We start from the raw sequence: 16337 nt of genomic DNA, 5'->3' as shown, positions 1-16337 counted from the left end.
TTAGTCGGCTGTCAGGCCGGCGCGGATCATGTTCAGGTCGCGCACGTAGCCGGACAGCATATGGCGCATCTCGGACGAGGACATCGTGGCGAGGTTCTCGCGCAGCTTCTGGTGACCGAGCGCGACCTTGGCCAAGCCCTCGCGCGCCAGCGCGAAGCGCTGGTCGATCAGGCGGTACTCGCCGGTTTTGCCCTGCACATGGGCGCGCGCCAAGGTGTACAGCAGGCGGTCCTGGGGCCGGTCGGCCAGCGGCAGGGCTACCTCGAAAAAGCCGAGCACGGTTTTCTTTTCGTTCTCGTTGGCCGCCGCATACACCTCGGTCATGCCGATCATCGCCTCGAGCAGCACGCGCACATCGGCGTCGCCTTCGCGCACCATCGTTTCGACGCTCTCCTTTTGCAGGTGCGAGGTGAAAGCACGCGTCAGCAGCCGGGTCAGGCCGGTGTAAGCGCTCACCTGGTTTTGCACGAGCGTGGTCTTGGCCAGGCCGGTCAAGCCCGTGCCCAGGGTGCTGATCTGGGGCGTGAAGTCGTAGCGGTCGGCGCTGGCCAGCGCGGCCAGGGTCTGCATGTACAGCACCACCGCTTTCTGGATCGCCACGAAATCGTCATACGCGGCGTGCCGTTTTGCATCGTTTTCCCGGGCCACCTTGTCGGCCGCGGGCGGCAGGTAGGGTTGCTCGCGCAGATAGGTGTCGCGGTAGTGCGTGGACAGCTCGGCGTAGGCGCCAAGCCGGGCCGAGGCGTCGGCGAATTCGCGCACCTCTTCCAGATTGACCCTGTTGCTGATGCAGCCGCCCAGCAACAGGCTGGCGGCGAGGAGGGCGGTGCTACTCAAGGTGCGAAGCGGGTTCATAAGTCCTTTCAGGCGCGCACGGAAGGGCTTGCCAGAAGTTCCCATTCTTGCGCCGATGATTTACATGCTGTTTGCTCAAAGTCAAACTCCGCTCATGTTTCCAGATGCGAAATATGCCTTTGATCACTTTGTCTATTTTGCCATCGATTAACTTAATGCGCTACGCCACACCAGGCCGGCGACGGTATCGCCGCGTGGATGATATTCGCAGCCGACCCAGCCGTCGTAGCCGAGTTCATCGAGCAGGGCGAACAGGTAGCGGTAATTGATTTCTCCCGTGCCAGGTTCGTGGCGGCCGGGATTGTCGGCCGCCTGGATGTGGCGGATCAGGGGCAGGCGGGCGCGCAAGGTAGCGGCCAGCTCGCCTTCCATGCGCTGCATGTGATAGATGTCGTACTGCATGAACAGATTGGCCGCGCCGCATTCGGCGATCACGGCGGCGGCCTGGGCGCTGCCGGTGAGGAAGTAGCCGGGCATGTCGACCGTGTTGATCGGTTCGATCAAGAGGTCGATGCCGTGCGCGGCCAGGCGGGCGGCGGCGAAGCGCAGGTTGGCGACGTAGGTGTCGTGCGCGAGGGCGGGCGCGACATCGGGCGGGAGCTTGCCGGCCAGGCAGTGCAGGCGGCCCACGCCGAGCGCGACGGCGTAATCGAGGGCCAGGGCCACGCTGTCCTGGAACTGGCCGATGCGGCGCGGATCGCAGGCCAGGCCGCGCTCGCCCGCGTCCCAGTCGCCCGCGGGCAGGTTGTGCAGCACCAGTTGCAGCTCGTGGCGTGCCAGGCGCTCGGCGATCTGGTCCGCTTCAAAGGCATACGGGAACAGGAATTCGACGCCATCGAAGCCGTTGGCGCGGGCGGCGCCGAAGCGGTCGAGGAAGGCCGCTTCGGTAAACATCATGCTGAGATTGGCGCAGAATTTGGGCATCGCGGGAGCGGTCAGTTGGCAAGGCCGTATGCTAACCCGGATTGGCGCGCGCCGCCCCGCCCTCAGAATACCTGTTCGTGCAAGACATGCAGCAAATAGCGGCCGTAGGCATTGTCCTTGATCGGCCGGGCCAGTGCTTCAAGCGCGCCGGCATCGATATAGCCCTTGCGATAGGCTACTTCTTCCGGCACGGCGACCTTCAGGCCCTGGCGTTTTTCGATGGTGGCGATGAATTGCGAGGCTTCCAGCAAGGATTCATGGGTACCCGTGTCGAGCCATGCCATGCCGCGCCCCATCACTTCCACGCGCAACTGGCCCGCCGCCAGGTAAGCGCGGTTGACGTCGGTGATTTCAAGCTCGCCGCGCGCCGATGGCGTGATCGCGGCGGCGATATCGCACACCTGATTGTCATAAAAATACAGGCCGGTGACGGCGTAATGCGATTTCGGCCGGGCCGGCTTTTCCTCGATCGACAGCGCGTTTTGGTCCGGGCCGAATTCGACCACGCCATAGCGTTCCGGGTCGAGCACGTGATACGCGAACACGGTGGCGCCGTCGCCGTGGGCATGCGCCTTGGCCAGTTTGGCATCGAGTTCGTGGCCATAATAGATGTTGTCGCCCAGGATCAGCGCCGACGGGTGCTGGCCGACAAACGCGCGCCCGATGATGAACGCTTGCGCCAGCCCATCCGGCGACGGCTGCACCGCGTAGCGCAGATTGATGCCCCATGCACTGCCATCGCCCAGCAAGTCGTGAAAACGCGGCGTGTCCTGCGGGGTCGAAATAATCAGGATATCGCGGATACCCGCCAGCATCAGGGTGGTGAGCGGGTAATAGATCATCGGCTTGTCGTACACCGGCAGCAACTGCTTGGAGGTGCTGGTGGTGACCGGATACAGGCGCGAGCCGGAGCCGCCTGCCAGGATGATCCCCTTGCGCGCCAGCGCGGCCATCATGCGGCACCGCCGGCAGGCCAAGGCGCGTCGCGGTAGGCGCCGGAAGCGATGTCGTCGGCCCAGGCGCGCTGCGCCAGATACCAGTGCACGGTGCGCGCGATGCCGCTGGAGAAACGCTCGGCCGGCGTCCAGCCCAGTTCGCGCCGCAGCTTGCCGGCGTCGACCGCGTAGCGGCGGTCGTGGCCGGCGCGGTCGGCCACATGGGTGATCTGCCGGCGGTAACTGGCGCGCGCCGGCGCCGCCGTGTCGAGCAAGTCGCACAGGGTGTGCACCACGTCGATATTGGTCATTTCGTTCTCTCCTCCCACGTTATAAACCTCTCCGGGACGACCGCCCGCCAGGATGCGCCGCAGCGCCGCGCAATGGTCGCCCACGTACAGCCAGTCGCGCACCTGCATGCCGTCGCCATACACCGGCAGCGCGCGCCCGGCCAGCGCCGTGGCGATCATCAGCGGGATCAGCTTTTCGGGAAACTGGTACGGTCCGTAATTGTTCGAGCAATTGCTGGTCAGGGTCGGCAAGCCGTAAGTATGAAAGCTGGCCCGCACCAGATGGTCGGACGCGGCCTTGGAGGCGGCGTACGGGCTGTTCGGCGCATACGCCGAACGTTCGGTGAATGGCGCCTCGTCCGCGCCGAGCGAGCCATACACTTCATCGGTGGACACATGCAGGAAGCGGAATGCGGCGCGCTCCGGCTCCGGCAGGCACTGCCAGTAAGCGCGCGCCGCTTCCAGCAGCGCGAAGGTGCCGCCGATATTGGTGGCGATGAACTGGCTAGGGGCCGCGATCGAGCGGTCCACATGGCTTTCGGCGGCAAAATGGACCAGCGCGCGCGGGCGGTGCCGGGCCAGCAAGGCGGCCACCAGGGACTGGTCGCCGATATCGCCGCGCACCAGCAGGTGGCGCGCATCGCCCCTGAGCGCGGCCAGATTGTTCAGATTGCCCGCATACGTGAGCTGGTCGAGATTGACGATGCCCTCGTCGCTGTGCGCCAGCCAGTCGAGAATGAAATTCGATCCGATAAATCCGGCCCCACCGGTAACTAGTATCATTGCTGGTCCGTCGCGGTTGAAAATGGCATCACGATGTGATGGGAAAGTCGCCTGCGCCGCAAGCCGGTGGTCACAGATGCTCCAGGAAGCACAGCTCGCAGCCGATCGAGGTGATCGACAGATCGGTCGGCGAGACTTGCTGGCGCGCCTGGATCTGCGCCATCAGCGGCGCCAGCTTGGACAGATACGGATCGCTGCGCACATGAAATTGCAGCACCAGGGCGCCGACATCGCGCAGCGCCTGCAAAAAATCGACTGCGGTCATGCGGTTCAGGTTATTCGTGTAGGCGTGCCAGCGCTCGGGGAACTGTTCCTTGATGGCCTGGGGCGTCATCCACAAATGTTCCCAGTTGTATTTGCCCAGATGCCCGCCGATCGCCGAGAACCACAGTCCGTCAGCATAGATGGCGATCCGCCCGCCCGGGCGCAACAGGGCGCGCATGGCGTTGAGCACGCCCTTGAGGTCCGATACATGTTCGAACACGCCGTTCGAGACGATCAGGTCGTAGCGGCCCGGATGGTCGAGCGCCAGGTCGTGCACATTGCACTCATGGATAGCGTATGGGAACGCGGCGTACCCCTCGTCGGCCATGACGGCGTTCAGCGCTTCCTGCCGGGGTGTGCCGAGATCGATGCCAAGCGCCGAGCGCGCGTGGCGGCGCGCGCACCACAGGATTTCGTTGCCCAGGCCGCAGCCGAATACCAGCACGTCCTTGCCGGCCGGGTCGCCCAGCGCCAGCAGGGCCTGGTCCAGGTCCTTGGTCCGCCGCAGGATGTAGTCTTTGGTGGTGGCCAGTTTTTCCGGTGTCAGCATGGCGGTGGCGCTTTCGGGGACGTGGCGGCGGCAAACTGGTGCACGGGCAGCACCGCGCCGGTGCCGGGATCGGCGATTTCGTGCATGGTCACCTCGAGTTTTTTCGGCATGCAGCGAAAATGCTGGGCCAGATCGCGCCCGTACCAGCGGCGCGCGCTGCCGGCCACGCCCACATGCAGGCTGGTCCAGGGGCGCAGGCGCGGATCGACGAAGCACACCAGCAGCAGGCCGGTGGGCGCGAGCAGGCGCCGCAGCTGGTCGAAGCCGGCGCGGTCGTCGTCGAGGTATTCCAGCACATGCACCAGCACGATCAGGTCGTAGCTGGCGTCGGCATAGTCGGCCAAGGCCGCCGGCAGCACCCCGGGAGCGCTCGCCTGCGCCACATCGCAGTGGCCGAACCAGCGCGCATCGGCGCCCCGTTCCGCCCCCACCAGCAGGGCGCGGCGGCCGGCCAGCTGCTCGCGGCCCAGTTCAAGCAGCGCCTGCGCGGCGACCCGCTGCCGCTCCAGCGAACCGCAGGCCAGGCAGTGCGGGCCAAGCTGGTCCTTGCCGAGACGACCGCCCGGCCCCGGCCCGAACGCCGCGCCGCCGCACAGATTGCACAGCGGCGCGAGCAAGGGCGCCGCAGGGGGCAGCTTGAGCGCATCTTCGTCGCAATTGACCGCGACCAGCTGCGCCATCTGTTCCAGGTCGCCGGCTGCGGCCGGCACCGCCGCCACGGGGGTGCCGGCGGTGCCGATGAAATGGCGGAAAAACACCCGCATGACATGGCCGACGCCGGCTTCAGTCACGCTGCGCAGATCGTCGGCGAAATAGGCGCCGCGCGCATGCGCCCCGGTGATCAGTTCGTAGGACGGCATGTAGGCGACCTGCTCGCGCCGGGCCACGATGTCGGCGCACGCGACCCGCAAGACCGATTTCGACCAGGTGTTGGCAGTTAACACGTGCTCGTCCGCGGCGGCGCCGGCCGCCAGCGGCACCGGCGACACCGTCAGGATCAGGCGCGCGCCGGGATTGACGGCGCGCAGCAGGTCGATGAAGGCCAGCATGTCGCCGGTCACCTCGGCCACGCTGAAATTGTGGGCCCGGTGGCGCAGCGGATCGAAGCTGCCGCCCGCCACGCCGGGGCAGAGCGGGAACACGGCGCCATCGTCCAGCGCTTCCCATGCCTGGGTCAGGCCGAGGGTGAAAATGAGCACGTCCAGTTGGGCGAAGGCGCGGCGCACGGCGCTAAAATGCTGGCGCTGGTCCGCCTCGAATTCTTCGCGCGTGGCGAAGCCGTCGGGCTGGATGCGCGGGCGGAACGGATCGATGCAGCGTGCGCCTTGTTGCCACAGCCGCTCGGCGGGCTGGAACTGTTCATGGGCGCGCTGGAATAGTTGCAGCAACTGGCGCGCGGTGTAGATATTGCCGTAGCGCGCGCTGTAGATGCCGTAGCCATAGCTGGCCGCCTCGCTGTCGTGCAGCCAGTCGTGGGCCGGCTCGGTTTGCAGGACCGACAGGCCGGCGGCGCGCAGGTGGCGTCCGATGTGTTGCGCGAAACAGCTGCCCGCGGTGACGATGCGCTCGCCGGGCGCGATCATGAACGGCGCCGTCACCAGCGCATCGACTTCCTCGCGCGCCACGCCGGCCACGGCGCGTTGCCAGAAGCAGTGCTCGGGCAGGGATTGGTAGGGCGTGTTTTTCATGGGGCGGGCGCGCCTTGGCGCAGGCTGAGAATTTGATCGAGCAGCAGGGCGCCATAGGCCTGGTTCGCATGGGTGGGGTCTTCGCGCTGGTAAGGCGCGGCCAGGCAGCCATCGGCGTCCTGGGTGCCCGCCGGCCGCGCGACGAAAGTGATCCCCAGTGTGGCGCAATGGTCGCGCAAGATGGCCGAATGCAGGAGCCAGAACTTGTGGCGAAAGGCGACCGGGGCCACGCCGCGTTCGCGCACCCGCTCGGCAAATCCGGACGGATGGCGCTCGATATACGCGCTTGGCAGCGGCGGCGGCGACTCGATGTGCAGCTGGCGGCGGCCCTTGAACACGGCGCTCAGCTGGCCCAGATAGGCGAGGTCCTGCTTGAGGTGGCGCGTCAGGAGGATGCGCACCAGGTCCACCGGCAGCAGGCGCGCCGCCGGGTTCATCGGCAGATCGGTGTGTTCGGGAAGATAGAAATCGAAGGGTTCGGGCGGATTGAGCATGCCCAGGGTGATATGAGTCTTGCCACCCATCATGAACACAAGCGTGTCGGCCGGGCCCGCCGCCATGGCCTTGAACTCGGCCGGATCGCGGCTCTGGTAGGCGCCTCCGGCCTCGGTGAAGGGCATGAAGTCGCAGGCTTGCTGCGCTTGCGGCACGGCGCGCAGGGCATTCATATGGCTGTGGCCGATCACGAGGATGGCTTTCATGCGCGGGCCTGCCTGGCATCGCGCTGGCGCGGCGGCGCGCCGGCCAGCGCCGCCAGCAGCGCACTGACCAGGGGCGGCTGGGCGGCCATCACCACCAGCACTTGCCAGCCCGGCCCGAGCTGGCCCAGGATGGTCGCCGGCAGGGCCGGATAAAACTGCGGATCGGCGCTGGTGGCGAGCTGGAACAGGCCATCGGCACCCGTGTCGTGGAAGCGCACATTGCGCCAGTCCTGGCCCGCATGCGCGGCCGGATCCCAGGTCCACATCAGCGCATCGGCCGGATTGCGCAGCTCGATGGCCTCGATGCGCACCGCCACGATGGCGTCGGCCATGTCAAAGCGCAGGCGCTCGACGGGCGCCGCGCCTAGCGGCAAGGTGAAGTGCAGCGCCTGCACGCTGCCATCGGCGGGCAGGGCCCGGGTGAGCGCGTCATCCTCCGAAAAATCGGCGCCCGGCCTGCGCCAGAATAACTGGCATTCAAGGCTGGCCGGTGGCGCCGGCCTGGGCTGGAAGCGCAACGGCGCCGCGGCCGGCGGCTGGGCGAACAGGGTGAGCAGATCGCCGCGCTCGCTGCGTTCCAGGAATTGCTGGTAACTGATCAAGCCATTGTAGGCTTCGCGCCGGGCCGCGAACTGGGCATAGCTGATATCGGCCTCGATCGGGTAATCGAGCACCAAGTCCTTGTTCCAGACCAGGCCGACGCCGTAATCCTCGGACACGGTGACCGTGCTGGCGCGGTTGTACTGGCGCAGCAGGGCGAAGGCCTTGTAGGTTTCGCCGACCCAGGCGCCGTGGCGGCGCTTGACCACGGTCAGTTCTTCGCGTTCCGGATTGCAGTCGTGCACCACCAGCACGCCGCCGGGAGTGAGCAGCGCGCACAGCGCGCGCATGCTCAGGTCGACCTCGGGCCGTTCGTGGGTCGGATCGAAGAAGATGATGTCGAAGCGCTGGCCGGCATGGCGCTCCAGCAGCGCCGCCAGCGGCAGCAGCTGGCCCAGGTCGGCCCCGGCCGTGACCCGCAGCAGGTGGCGCGCGCGCATGGCGTCGAAGTGCAGGTTTTCCGGCTGGTAAGCGATGGCCTTGCTGTCGCACACGATGTCGCCGTAAAAGCTGGCGCCGTCGAATTTGTTGTACTCCAGAAAGGTCTTGAAGCCGTACTGGCGTATCAGGCGGTTGATGATGTCGGCCTTGGACAGGCGCACCACGGCGCCGGGTTGGAGCTGGTCGGGCCCCGGCAGCGCCAGCGGCGCCAGGCCGAAGTGCTGGCGCCGTTCGCGCACCAGGCGCTCGAAGTACATCCAGCTGTGCTCGGGCGTGATGTGCGGCTGCGGGGCCAGCGTCCAGTCGTCGGCGTAGCCCAGGGTGGCCATCATGGGCGCCAGGAGCGGGCGCAACAGCGCCACGTCGGCGGCGTTGAACCAGTGGTGCCAGTCGCCCGCGCCCTTGGTGCGCGCCACCCGCTGGTATTGCGGGTCGACCCTGGCGCCGGCCTGCACGGGCAGCCCCAGGTAGGCCGCGACACCATCGAGGCGGCCAGCCACCAGGTCTTCGTAGCGCAGGATATGCCAGTCGGCGCCGGCGCTGGCGGCGAACGCGGCCAGGGCCTGGATCTGGGCGCAGGAAGAGGCCAGGAATTCCGAGGGCTTGCCCATGGGGGGAAATTGCTGCAGCGACACCGAGGCCGGCGCCTGCTGCTTGCGCTGCAAGAGCTGGCAGAACACCCGCAGGCAGGGCTGGTCGCCCAGCATGGCCGGGCTGTTGGCGACCATGTACAGCAGCCGGCTGATCAGGTTATCGCGCGGATCGCGCACCAGCAGGATGCGCTTGTCGAAAGCGGCGCCGAATGCGCTGATGGCGGGGCCGCTCTCGTGCTCGAAGAGCAGCTTGACGACCGTGTGTTCGGGCAACACTTGCAGCGCACTGATACGGTCTTCCATGTGCACCACGGGCTGGCCGCCCATCGCTTGCGCCACCGTGTACAGCAGTGCCGTGGTCCCGCTCTTGGCCGTGCCGACGATCAGGCAGCGCATGGCGCTCCTTCGCTGGCTGCGGCGGCGAACACGGCGCGCGGATGCAGCCAGCGCACGCAGGGAAATTCAGCCGTCAGCGCGAGCAACTGTTCCAGGAAACGCCAGGTGCCCTCGGCCATCACGCGGTGGTGGGTGAGGATGCCGAGCGGCTCGCCCAACTGGCCGGCGCGGCGCAATTGCAGGATCGATACCAGGCGCTCGACCAGCGCCTCGGGGTCGCGCACGCCGGCGCCGGCGCTCCAGTCGACGATGTCGAGATGGGTGTCGACCCGCACCAGGCCGTCGACCGCAGTGCCGCGCGGCTGGAACAGATACTGCGACAAGCCATGCAGGCCGAGCGCCGGCAGGCGCGCCGCCAGCGCCGGCGTCAGCATGTTCCAGGGTGGCACCATGACCGCCAGGAAGCGCTCGCCGAACAGGGCGCGCAGGCGCTCCGCTCCCTGCATCAGGTCGGCCTCGGCCGCTTGCGGATCGCGCCCGGGGCCGAATTCGCTGCTGGGCTGGCCGGGCGCTTCATGGTTTACATGGTCCCAGCCGTGCTGGCAATAGACCAGGGTCGGCATGGCATCGGCCGTCACCTGCGCCAGCGCGGCATCGGCCTGGGCCGGGATCACCGCCATCAGCACCGGCGCCTGGTGGCGCTGCGACAGCGCGGCCAGGCGGCGCAGCGCGGCGCTGTCGTCGACCAGGTCGTCGTCGCGCCACCAGAAGGCACATTCGGAGCGCGTGGCCTGCCAGTATGCGAGTTCTTCCCGCAGCGGCGCGAAGTGGTCCGGCACCGGCCCGGCCGCCATCGGCGCGGCCCCGGGCCAGGCCGCCAGGTGATGGTGCCAGCGTTCGGCCTGCGCCGCCTCGCGCAGCAGCAGCCAGACGGGCAGGCGCGCGCCGCCGCCGGGGTCGGCGGCGTCGATGGCGATCACCGAGCAGGGCAAGCCCTGGGTGGCCAGCAAGGTCGTCATCGATTCCAGCAAGTCCTGGGCGCTGCCGCTGGCGCCCTGGGCGGCGCCGCTCACATACAGCACGCCGTGCGCCGTCAGGCGCCCCAGCGCGTGGGCGATGGCCTCGCCCTGCGCGTCGAGCTCGACGGCCATGAAGTCGGCCATGGCGTCGTCCGCCGCCGGCGCGCCGAACCAGGCTGGATCGACCCCGTGCCGGCCCGTTTCCAGCGCCTGCCTGCGCCACGCCAGCAAGCCGGCCGGCAGCGCCTGGAACACCCGCCGCATCACGCGCTGGGGCGCGGTGCTGGCGCAGGCGGGGCAGGCCGGCTGCGCCAGGTCCGCGCCGGCGTCGGCCGGGTCGGGCATGGCGGCGCCGCACAGATTGCACTGCGCGCCGAGCTCGCGGCACACGGGCGTGGCGTCGCGGTTCATGGCAGGGCCTGCTCCAGGATGACCAGCTCCGGGTCCCAGGCCAGCAGGAAGCCGCGCAACAGGGCCACGTCGGGCGCGTGGTTGACGAACAGCCAGGCCACGTCGTGCACGCCGGTGGCGGGATCGGTCCCTTGCACCGCCAGCATGCCCATGCCCTTGGCGGCGCAGCCGAAGCGCTGGTACACATCGCGCCCGTAGCGGTGCCGGTTACCGTACTGGTCGATGTCGGCCTCAAAGTCCTCGCTCAGCGCGCGTCCCTGGGCACCGCCGAAGCCGATATGCAGCAGGCCGCGCGGCGCCAGCACGCGCTGCAGTTCGTTGAACGCGGCCAGGTCGTCCGGAATGCATTCGAGCACATGACTGAGCGTGATGAAGTCATAGCTGTCGTCGGGCCGCGCGATGGCCTGGATGTCGAGGCTGCCGGAGCCGCCATACACCGACACTTCGTAGCTGCGGTACCAGGCCGGATGTTGGGCCGGGTCGGGGCTGAACTGCAGGCCGCGGCGCCAGTCGAGATAGCCGATCGGCATGCCCAGGAAAATCTGGCGCACCACGCGATGCCGTTCCAGCGCCCCGCAGCGCGCGCAGCAAGGGGCGGCGCCGCTGCTGGCCAGGCGCCCGGACGGGCCGGGAACGAAGGCCTGGTTGCCGCAGATATTGCAGCTGGGCGGCGCCGCCGTGGGTTCCGGCTGGGGCGTCGCCAGCGCCACCGGCGCGGCGCGCTTGCGCAGCGCGAAGCGGTCCTGGAACTCGCCCTTGGCCGGGTCGCCCAGCCAGCTGCCGCCCTTGTGCGCCACCAGCTCCCAGCCTTCCTGCGCGAACAGGGTGCGCAGGAACGCTTCTTTGTAGGCGATCACGTGTAGCGGTTCGGCCGGATTGTGGATGAAGGCGTGCTCGGATACCTGCTCGGTGAGACGGTAGCGCATCTGCGGGCTTTGCGTGGCCAGCGAAAAACCGTCGGGCAGCGAGAAAAAGGTGGCGATCCAGATGCCGTTCTCGCGCACCAGCGGATGAATGCGGCGCAGGTAGGTGCGCACGTCATCTTCTTCCATGTGGGTGAACACGGAAAACGCGGTCACGCAATCGAAGCTGTTGTCGGCGTAGGGCAGGGCGACGTCGGCCAGGGGCAGGCCGCCCGGATTGTAGCGGGCATTGTGGACGTTGATAAAGTCGAAGCCGAAGCGCGCGCCATCGTCGGGCGCGGCGAAGTGTTCCTTGAGCCACTCGACATGCTCGCGCAGGATGTCGAAGCCGCGGTAGCTGCCGCCAAAGCCGGCCTGGCGCAGCCCGTAGGCCAGGCGCCCGTAGCCGCAGCCGATGTCGAGCAGGTCGACATCGCGCCGGCCCACCTGTTCCAGCACGGTGGCGCTCAATTGCTCGGCCACCGGCATGAAGCTGGCGTCGCTCTCGCCCATGAAGCGCAACTGCGGTGGGGGGATCTGGGAAAGGACTGCGCTCATGCTTCGACTCCGGTGGATGGATGGACCGCCGCGACGGCGCCCGCCAGCGCGCCGGCCGCCATCTGTGGCGACAGGCGCGCGAGCACTTGCAAAATGGCGTCGACCCGGTGCTGGAACGTATGATGGTTCACGATCAGTTCGCGCAAGCGCTCGCCCGCCTGGTCCGGCCCGGTCCTGGCGCGGCGCAGCCTGGCCACTTCGGCGGCCAGGTTTTGCGGCGTGCTGTAGTAATGTAGCGCATCGCCGAACAGGGCGCGGCACGCTTGCATCTCGTCGGTGACGATGGTGGCGCCGCAAGCGCCGGCATCGAACAGGCGGTTCGACAAAAAGCCCTGGCTGCGCATGTCGCTCCAATGGTCGTTGAGCACCACCCTGGCGCCCGAATAGTAATGCCGCAGGCGCGCGTTGGCGATATAGGTCTGGGGCACCTGGTGCGGCGGCAGGATGCCTTCCCACAGGCCGCCATAGACCTTGAAGTCGACCCCGCCGGCCAGCGCGTACTGCACCACTTCACGCAACTGCCCGCGCGAATTGCCGACGAAAATCACTTCCGGCACCTCCAGTTCAGCATCGCGCTCCGGGTAGAACAGGGCCGGATCGGTGCATTGCAGCAGCGGGCTGACCTGGTCGCCCATGCGCTCGCCCAGCCAGGCCGCGAAGCTGTCCGAAGCCACGAACACGTGGTGATACTGCTGCAGCTCGGTCACCGTCACCTCGTCCGGATGGCTGATCAGCCAGGCCAGGTTGATCGTGGTCGGTTGCGGCTGGTACTGGGACAGGCCGCGCAGCACGATGACCACGTCGTCGGACGCGCACAGGCCGCCGTACCAGTCGGGCAGGATATCGATGCGCGCCACGTGGCCGCGCCGTTCCAGGGCGCGCTTGATGCCGAGCGCGAAATGGTAGTCGCCCCATTGTTCGCGCTCCTTCATGGACGGCACCCCGATCTTGATGGCAAAGCGCAGCGACTGGTCGAGCAAGCCGCGCAGGCACTGGCGGAAGGTGGCGGCGCGCTGGTCGTAGGTATGCTTGTCGAGCACTTCGCGGTGCAGCCTGGCGGCCAGCGCTTCGCGCTCGTCGTCGTGGCGCAGAAAGTGGCGCAGCAAGGCTTGCAATTGCTGGTCGGTGTCGAAACTGGGCAGCAGGTCCGGAAACAGTTCGGCCGCGCCGCCGCTGCAATTGGTCAGCACCAGCTTGCCGCTGGCGATGGCGTCGAACACGCGCGAATTGAGCGAGTTCCAGTCGCGCGTGACCGGGTGCGAATCGTCGAGCACGATCTTGGCCGAGTTGTAGATCTGCGGCAGGGCGGCGTAGGGCACGGCGCCGCGCCAGTTGGCTTTCCAGTCGGGCCGCTCTTGCCAGCCGTGGCCGTAGATGGCGAAGCGGTAGGGCTCGCGCGCCAGGTCTTGCAAGCCGATCGCTTCGCGCTCGGCGCCCCAATAGCTGCCGGTGAAGGTGACGTCGCTGGCGTGTTCGACGGCGGCCGCCATGGGCCGGAAGCGCGCCGCGTTGGTGGCGATCGGCAGCAGGGTGGCGTCGATGCCGGTGGCGGCCTTGATGTGCTCGATCGCCTTGTGCGAGGAGGCGAAGATCAGCTGGTAAGCCTGGAATTGCGGCGAATCCAGCCATTGGTCGACCCGGTTGCGCACCCAGGCCACCGTCACCAGGCCGGGATTGGCTTCGCTGATCTTGTCGATGGCATAATCGTGGCGCATGGCGACCAGCACGTCGGTGCCGGGCAACTGGTGGATCTGGTTGTTGACGAACATCACCTCCCAGCCGTACAGGCGCTGCAGGGCTTCGCCAAATTCGAGCGCGGTGAAAAAGTCGCCGGCCGCGGTGCTGATGTCGGTGGCGGTGACGGCAATGGTCACCCGCAGCGGCGCCGGCCGCCACAGGCTGTCGCCCTCGACCAGCGCACGCAGGATGGTGCGGGTCAGGTCGCGCCCGTAGCGCTCGATATACAGCCGGCGGTTGTTGGCGTGCACCTTGGCCGAGTACACTTTCTGCTGGCTGCCGGCCAGGATCTTGGCGTCGCGCGTGGCGCTGCGGTTGTGCAGCGCCACCACGGCGGTATCGCACAAGATCGCCTTGCCGAGCTTGAGGCGAAGCGCCAGGCACAGGTCCACGTCTTCCATGCCGTACACATAGCCTTCGTGGAAGCCGCCGACGGCGCGGAAATCCTCGCTGCGGCACATCAGCAGCGCGCCGGTGGCCGCCGGCAGGTCATAGCAGCCGGCCAGGTCGGCGTGCGCCTGCTCGCCCACTTCCATCGGTGCGTAGTAGCGCCCGCCCTTGCCGGGCAACTGGTCGGTCTTGAACTGCACGCCCTGGTGATGGGTGATGAAGCGCCAAGAGTCGGCGCCGTTGACCAGCGGTTCGAGCAGTTTCAGGCCGACCGCGCCGACCCGCTCGTCGTCGAGGTGGGCGCGCATGGGCGCGAGACAGTCGTGCAGCATGACCAGGTCGTTGTTGGCGAACACCAGGTAAGGTCCGCGCGCCTGCGCCGCCGCATAATTGTTGGATGCCGAAAACGAAAAATTCACGCCGCGCGCCAGTACCCGCAAGGGCAGGCGCGCGGCGTATTCGGCCGCCACCTGCAGGCTGGCGTCGGTCGAGCCATGGTCGACCAGCAGCAGCTCGTAGGAATGCAACCAGTCGATGCGCAGCATCGAGTCGAGGTAGTCGCGCAGGATGGTGGCGCCGTTCCAGTTCAGCACGATGATGGAGATCAGCGGCGTGGCCGATTCGGTGGCGACGGCCGGGGCGCGCGCGCGCCCTCCTTGCCACAGCCGGGGCGGCACGCTGTGGGCATAGTGACCGTCCGGCAGCGGCCGGATCTGGCGTCCGCCATGGTCGACCAGGGGGAACAGCAAGGTATCGTCGTTCTGCTTGATCTCGAGATTGCCTTCGACGATCACGGCGCGGATGCGGCGCTTGCTGCCATTCATCAGGCGCGTGGGGAACTTGACCAGGAACACATGATGGCCGTGGCGGTTGTCGCTGCGCAGGCGGGCGTTGAAGCGGTTGGCCTGGACCACGTCGAGCAGTTCGTCGTCCACGTGGATCGCCACATGCACCGGCAGCGCCGGGTTCTTGCGGTCCCAGGCCCAGCCCATGATGGCGCCGGTGGTGAGCTGCTCGACAAAGCCCTGGTAGCGATCGGCGGGCGCGATCAGGGCCAGTTGCTCCTCGCTGAGCAGCAGCGGCACGTCGTGTTCGAGGCGCAGATTGAGCGGCATGCCGTTCACACGCACCGTGATCTGGCGCGCCTGGCGGTCGTACAGCGCGGCCGGGAACAGTAGCTCGAAGCCATGCCGTCCTTCGCTCTTGAACAGCTTGTTGACATCGCTGCGCGCCATCTGGGTCGTGGTCTGGGCCAGCAATTGCTCGCCCTGGTACAGGCCGACCGTCAGGACCGCGCCGCTGTCGGCGGTGTCGAGCGCCCAGCCGCAGATGCCGTTGGTGTCGCGCAGGTCGACCCGGCCGATCACGCTGTTGCACCAGGCCAGAGAGAGCGCGCCGCCCTGGGCGCACAGGCGGTAGCGCGTGCCTTGCAGGTTGATGGCGATCTCGTGGTGGGCGCCATCGTAGACGCTGAACGGCATCTCGAACTTGAAGCTGAAGGCGCCGTTGACCAATGCCGCGGCGTCGACCGGCATCTTGCCCAGGCTGCGGGCGCCGTCGTCGACCCGCAGTTCGGCCGCGCCGCCGGGCAAGCGCTGCGGATCGATCCAGCCGTACAGGATGCCGTTGCGGGTGTGCCAGCTACCGCCCTGGTAGGCCTGGAACACGCTTTGCGCCGGCGTCAGGGCCAGTTCGGCGTCGAGTTCGGGCGCGCGCACCACAAGCCGGTGCGGCTGGCCGTCGAACAGGGCGTCCGGCAGCGCCAGCACGAAGGCGTGGGTGGGTGCGCTGGCCGTGTGGGTGGCCGCCAGCACGCCGTCGGCATGCAGTTCGACCGTCACGGCGCGCGCCGGATCGGCGCCGTGCAGCACCCCTGCGATGCCGCAGGACTCGACCCGCTCGATGACGATGGCGCCCGCTTGGCGCGCGGCGCGGGCCAGGTGCGCGCCGTGCGCCGCCGCGCGCTCGAGCCGGACCGGGGTTTCGAAGACCCAGGCTTCGAGCGTGTCGAGCGCCAGCTGCGGCAGGTGGCGCGGCAGTGGCCAGTGAAAGCCGACGCGCCCCGGGTCGATACCCTCGGCGCCCAGGTCGTCGCGCCATACGCCGCAGGTGGTAAAGCCGACCGGCTTGCCGCCGGCGCGAAATTCGAGCGCCAGCTGCTCTTGCGGGCAATTGAGGTCCAGGCACCAGCCGCTCACGCCGGAGGCGTCGATTCGTTCGATGCGCCCGCGAATGAGGCGCTCGGCTGCCTTGTCCTGTGTCTCGTCCCGTGCCTCGTCCGGTGCGTCGTCCGCTGCGTCGTCCGCGGCATCGGCGTGGCCCGCCGGGGCATTGTTATGAAGGTCCATGCGCTCTCCTGG

At 67.9% G+C, this 16337-nt stretch carries 11 protein-coding genes; all 11 read right to left on the bottom strand.

The annotated features are described in order from the left end of the window. Positions 1-855, bottom strand: coding sequence for a hypothetical protein (locus tag IV454_RS29440; protein WP_206089186.1), 855 nt, complete (start codon positions 853-855; stop codon positions 1-3). Positions 856-1002: 147 nt separating this feature from the next. Beyond that, entirely contained in the window at positions 1003-1779 is a 777-nt protein-coding gene (gene hyi / locus IV454_RS29435) for a hydroxypyruvate isomerase (protein WP_206089185.1), read from the bottom strand. A gap of 62 nt (positions 1780-1841) precedes the next feature. Further along, positions 1842-2723, bottom strand: a complete 882-nt coding sequence (gene rfbA / locus IV454_RS29430) for a glucose-1-phosphate thymidylyltransferase RfbA (RefSeq protein ID WP_206092899.1) — start codon at positions 2721-2723, stop codon at positions 1842-1844. An 8-nt stretch (positions 2724-2731) separates the two neighbouring features. Beyond that, positions 2732-3787: a dTDP-glucose 4,6-dehydratase gene (gene rfbB, locus IV454_RS29425; protein ID WP_206089184.1), complete on the bottom strand. Its 1056-nt coding sequence runs from the start codon at positions 3785-3787 to the stop codon at positions 2732-2734. 70 nt (positions 3788-3857) lie between these two features. Further along, positions 3858-4601 carry a class I SAM-dependent methyltransferase gene (locus tag IV454_RS29420; RefSeq protein ID WP_206089183.1) on the bottom strand — a complete coding sequence of 248 codons (744 nt, stop codon included), beginning with the start codon at positions 4599-4601 and terminating at the stop codon, positions 3858-3860. Then, entirely contained in the window at positions 4595-6289 is a 1695-nt protein-coding gene (locus IV454_RS29415; protein WP_206089182.1) for a GSCFA domain-containing protein, read from the bottom strand. The genes IV454_RS29420 and IV454_RS29415 overlap by 7 nt, the downstream gene beginning before the upstream one ends. Beyond that, the gene (locus tag IV454_RS29410) at positions 6286-6990 is read right to left on the bottom strand and encodes a hypothetical protein (protein WP_206089181.1); all 705 of its coding nucleotides are present in this window, start codon (positions 6988-6990) and stop codon (positions 6286-6288) included. Before IV454_RS29410 ends, IV454_RS29415 begins: the two co-directional genes overlap by 4 nt. After that, complete coding sequence (locus tag IV454_RS29405) at positions 6987-9020, bottom strand: RsmD family RNA methyltransferase (protein WP_206089180.1); 2034 nt, start codon at positions 9018-9020, stop codon at positions 6987-6989. Before IV454_RS29405 ends, IV454_RS29410 begins: the two co-directional genes overlap by 4 nt. Next, positions 9008-10390, bottom strand: a complete 1383-nt coding sequence (locus tag IV454_RS29400; RefSeq protein ID WP_206089179.1) for a polysaccharide deacetylase family protein — start codon at positions 10388-10390, stop codon at positions 9008-9010. The genes IV454_RS29405 and IV454_RS29400 overlap by 13 nt, the downstream gene beginning before the upstream one ends. Then, the gene (locus IV454_RS29395) at positions 10387-11850 is read right to left on the bottom strand and encodes a methyltransferase domain-containing protein (protein ID WP_206089178.1); all 1464 of its coding nucleotides are present in this window, start codon (positions 11848-11850) and stop codon (positions 10387-10389) included. The genes IV454_RS29400 and IV454_RS29395 overlap by 4 nt, the downstream gene beginning before the upstream one ends. Beyond that, positions 11847-16325 (bottom strand): glycosyltransferase family protein, encoded by a 4479-nt coding sequence (locus IV454_RS29390; RefSeq protein WP_206089177.1) that lies wholly within the window; start codon positions 16323-16325, stop codon positions 11847-11849. Before IV454_RS29390 ends, IV454_RS29395 begins: the two co-directional genes overlap by 4 nt. Positions 16326-16337 lie beyond the last annotated feature (12 nt).

The organism is Massilia antarctica (assembly GCF_015689335.1).
GTDB lineage: Bacteria > Pseudomonadota > Gammaproteobacteria > Burkholderiales > Burkholderiaceae_D > Telluria_A > Telluria_A antarctica.
The sequence above is the reverse complement of the archived record's forward strand: the minus strand, read 5'-3'. Positions and strand labels throughout refer to the sequence as shown.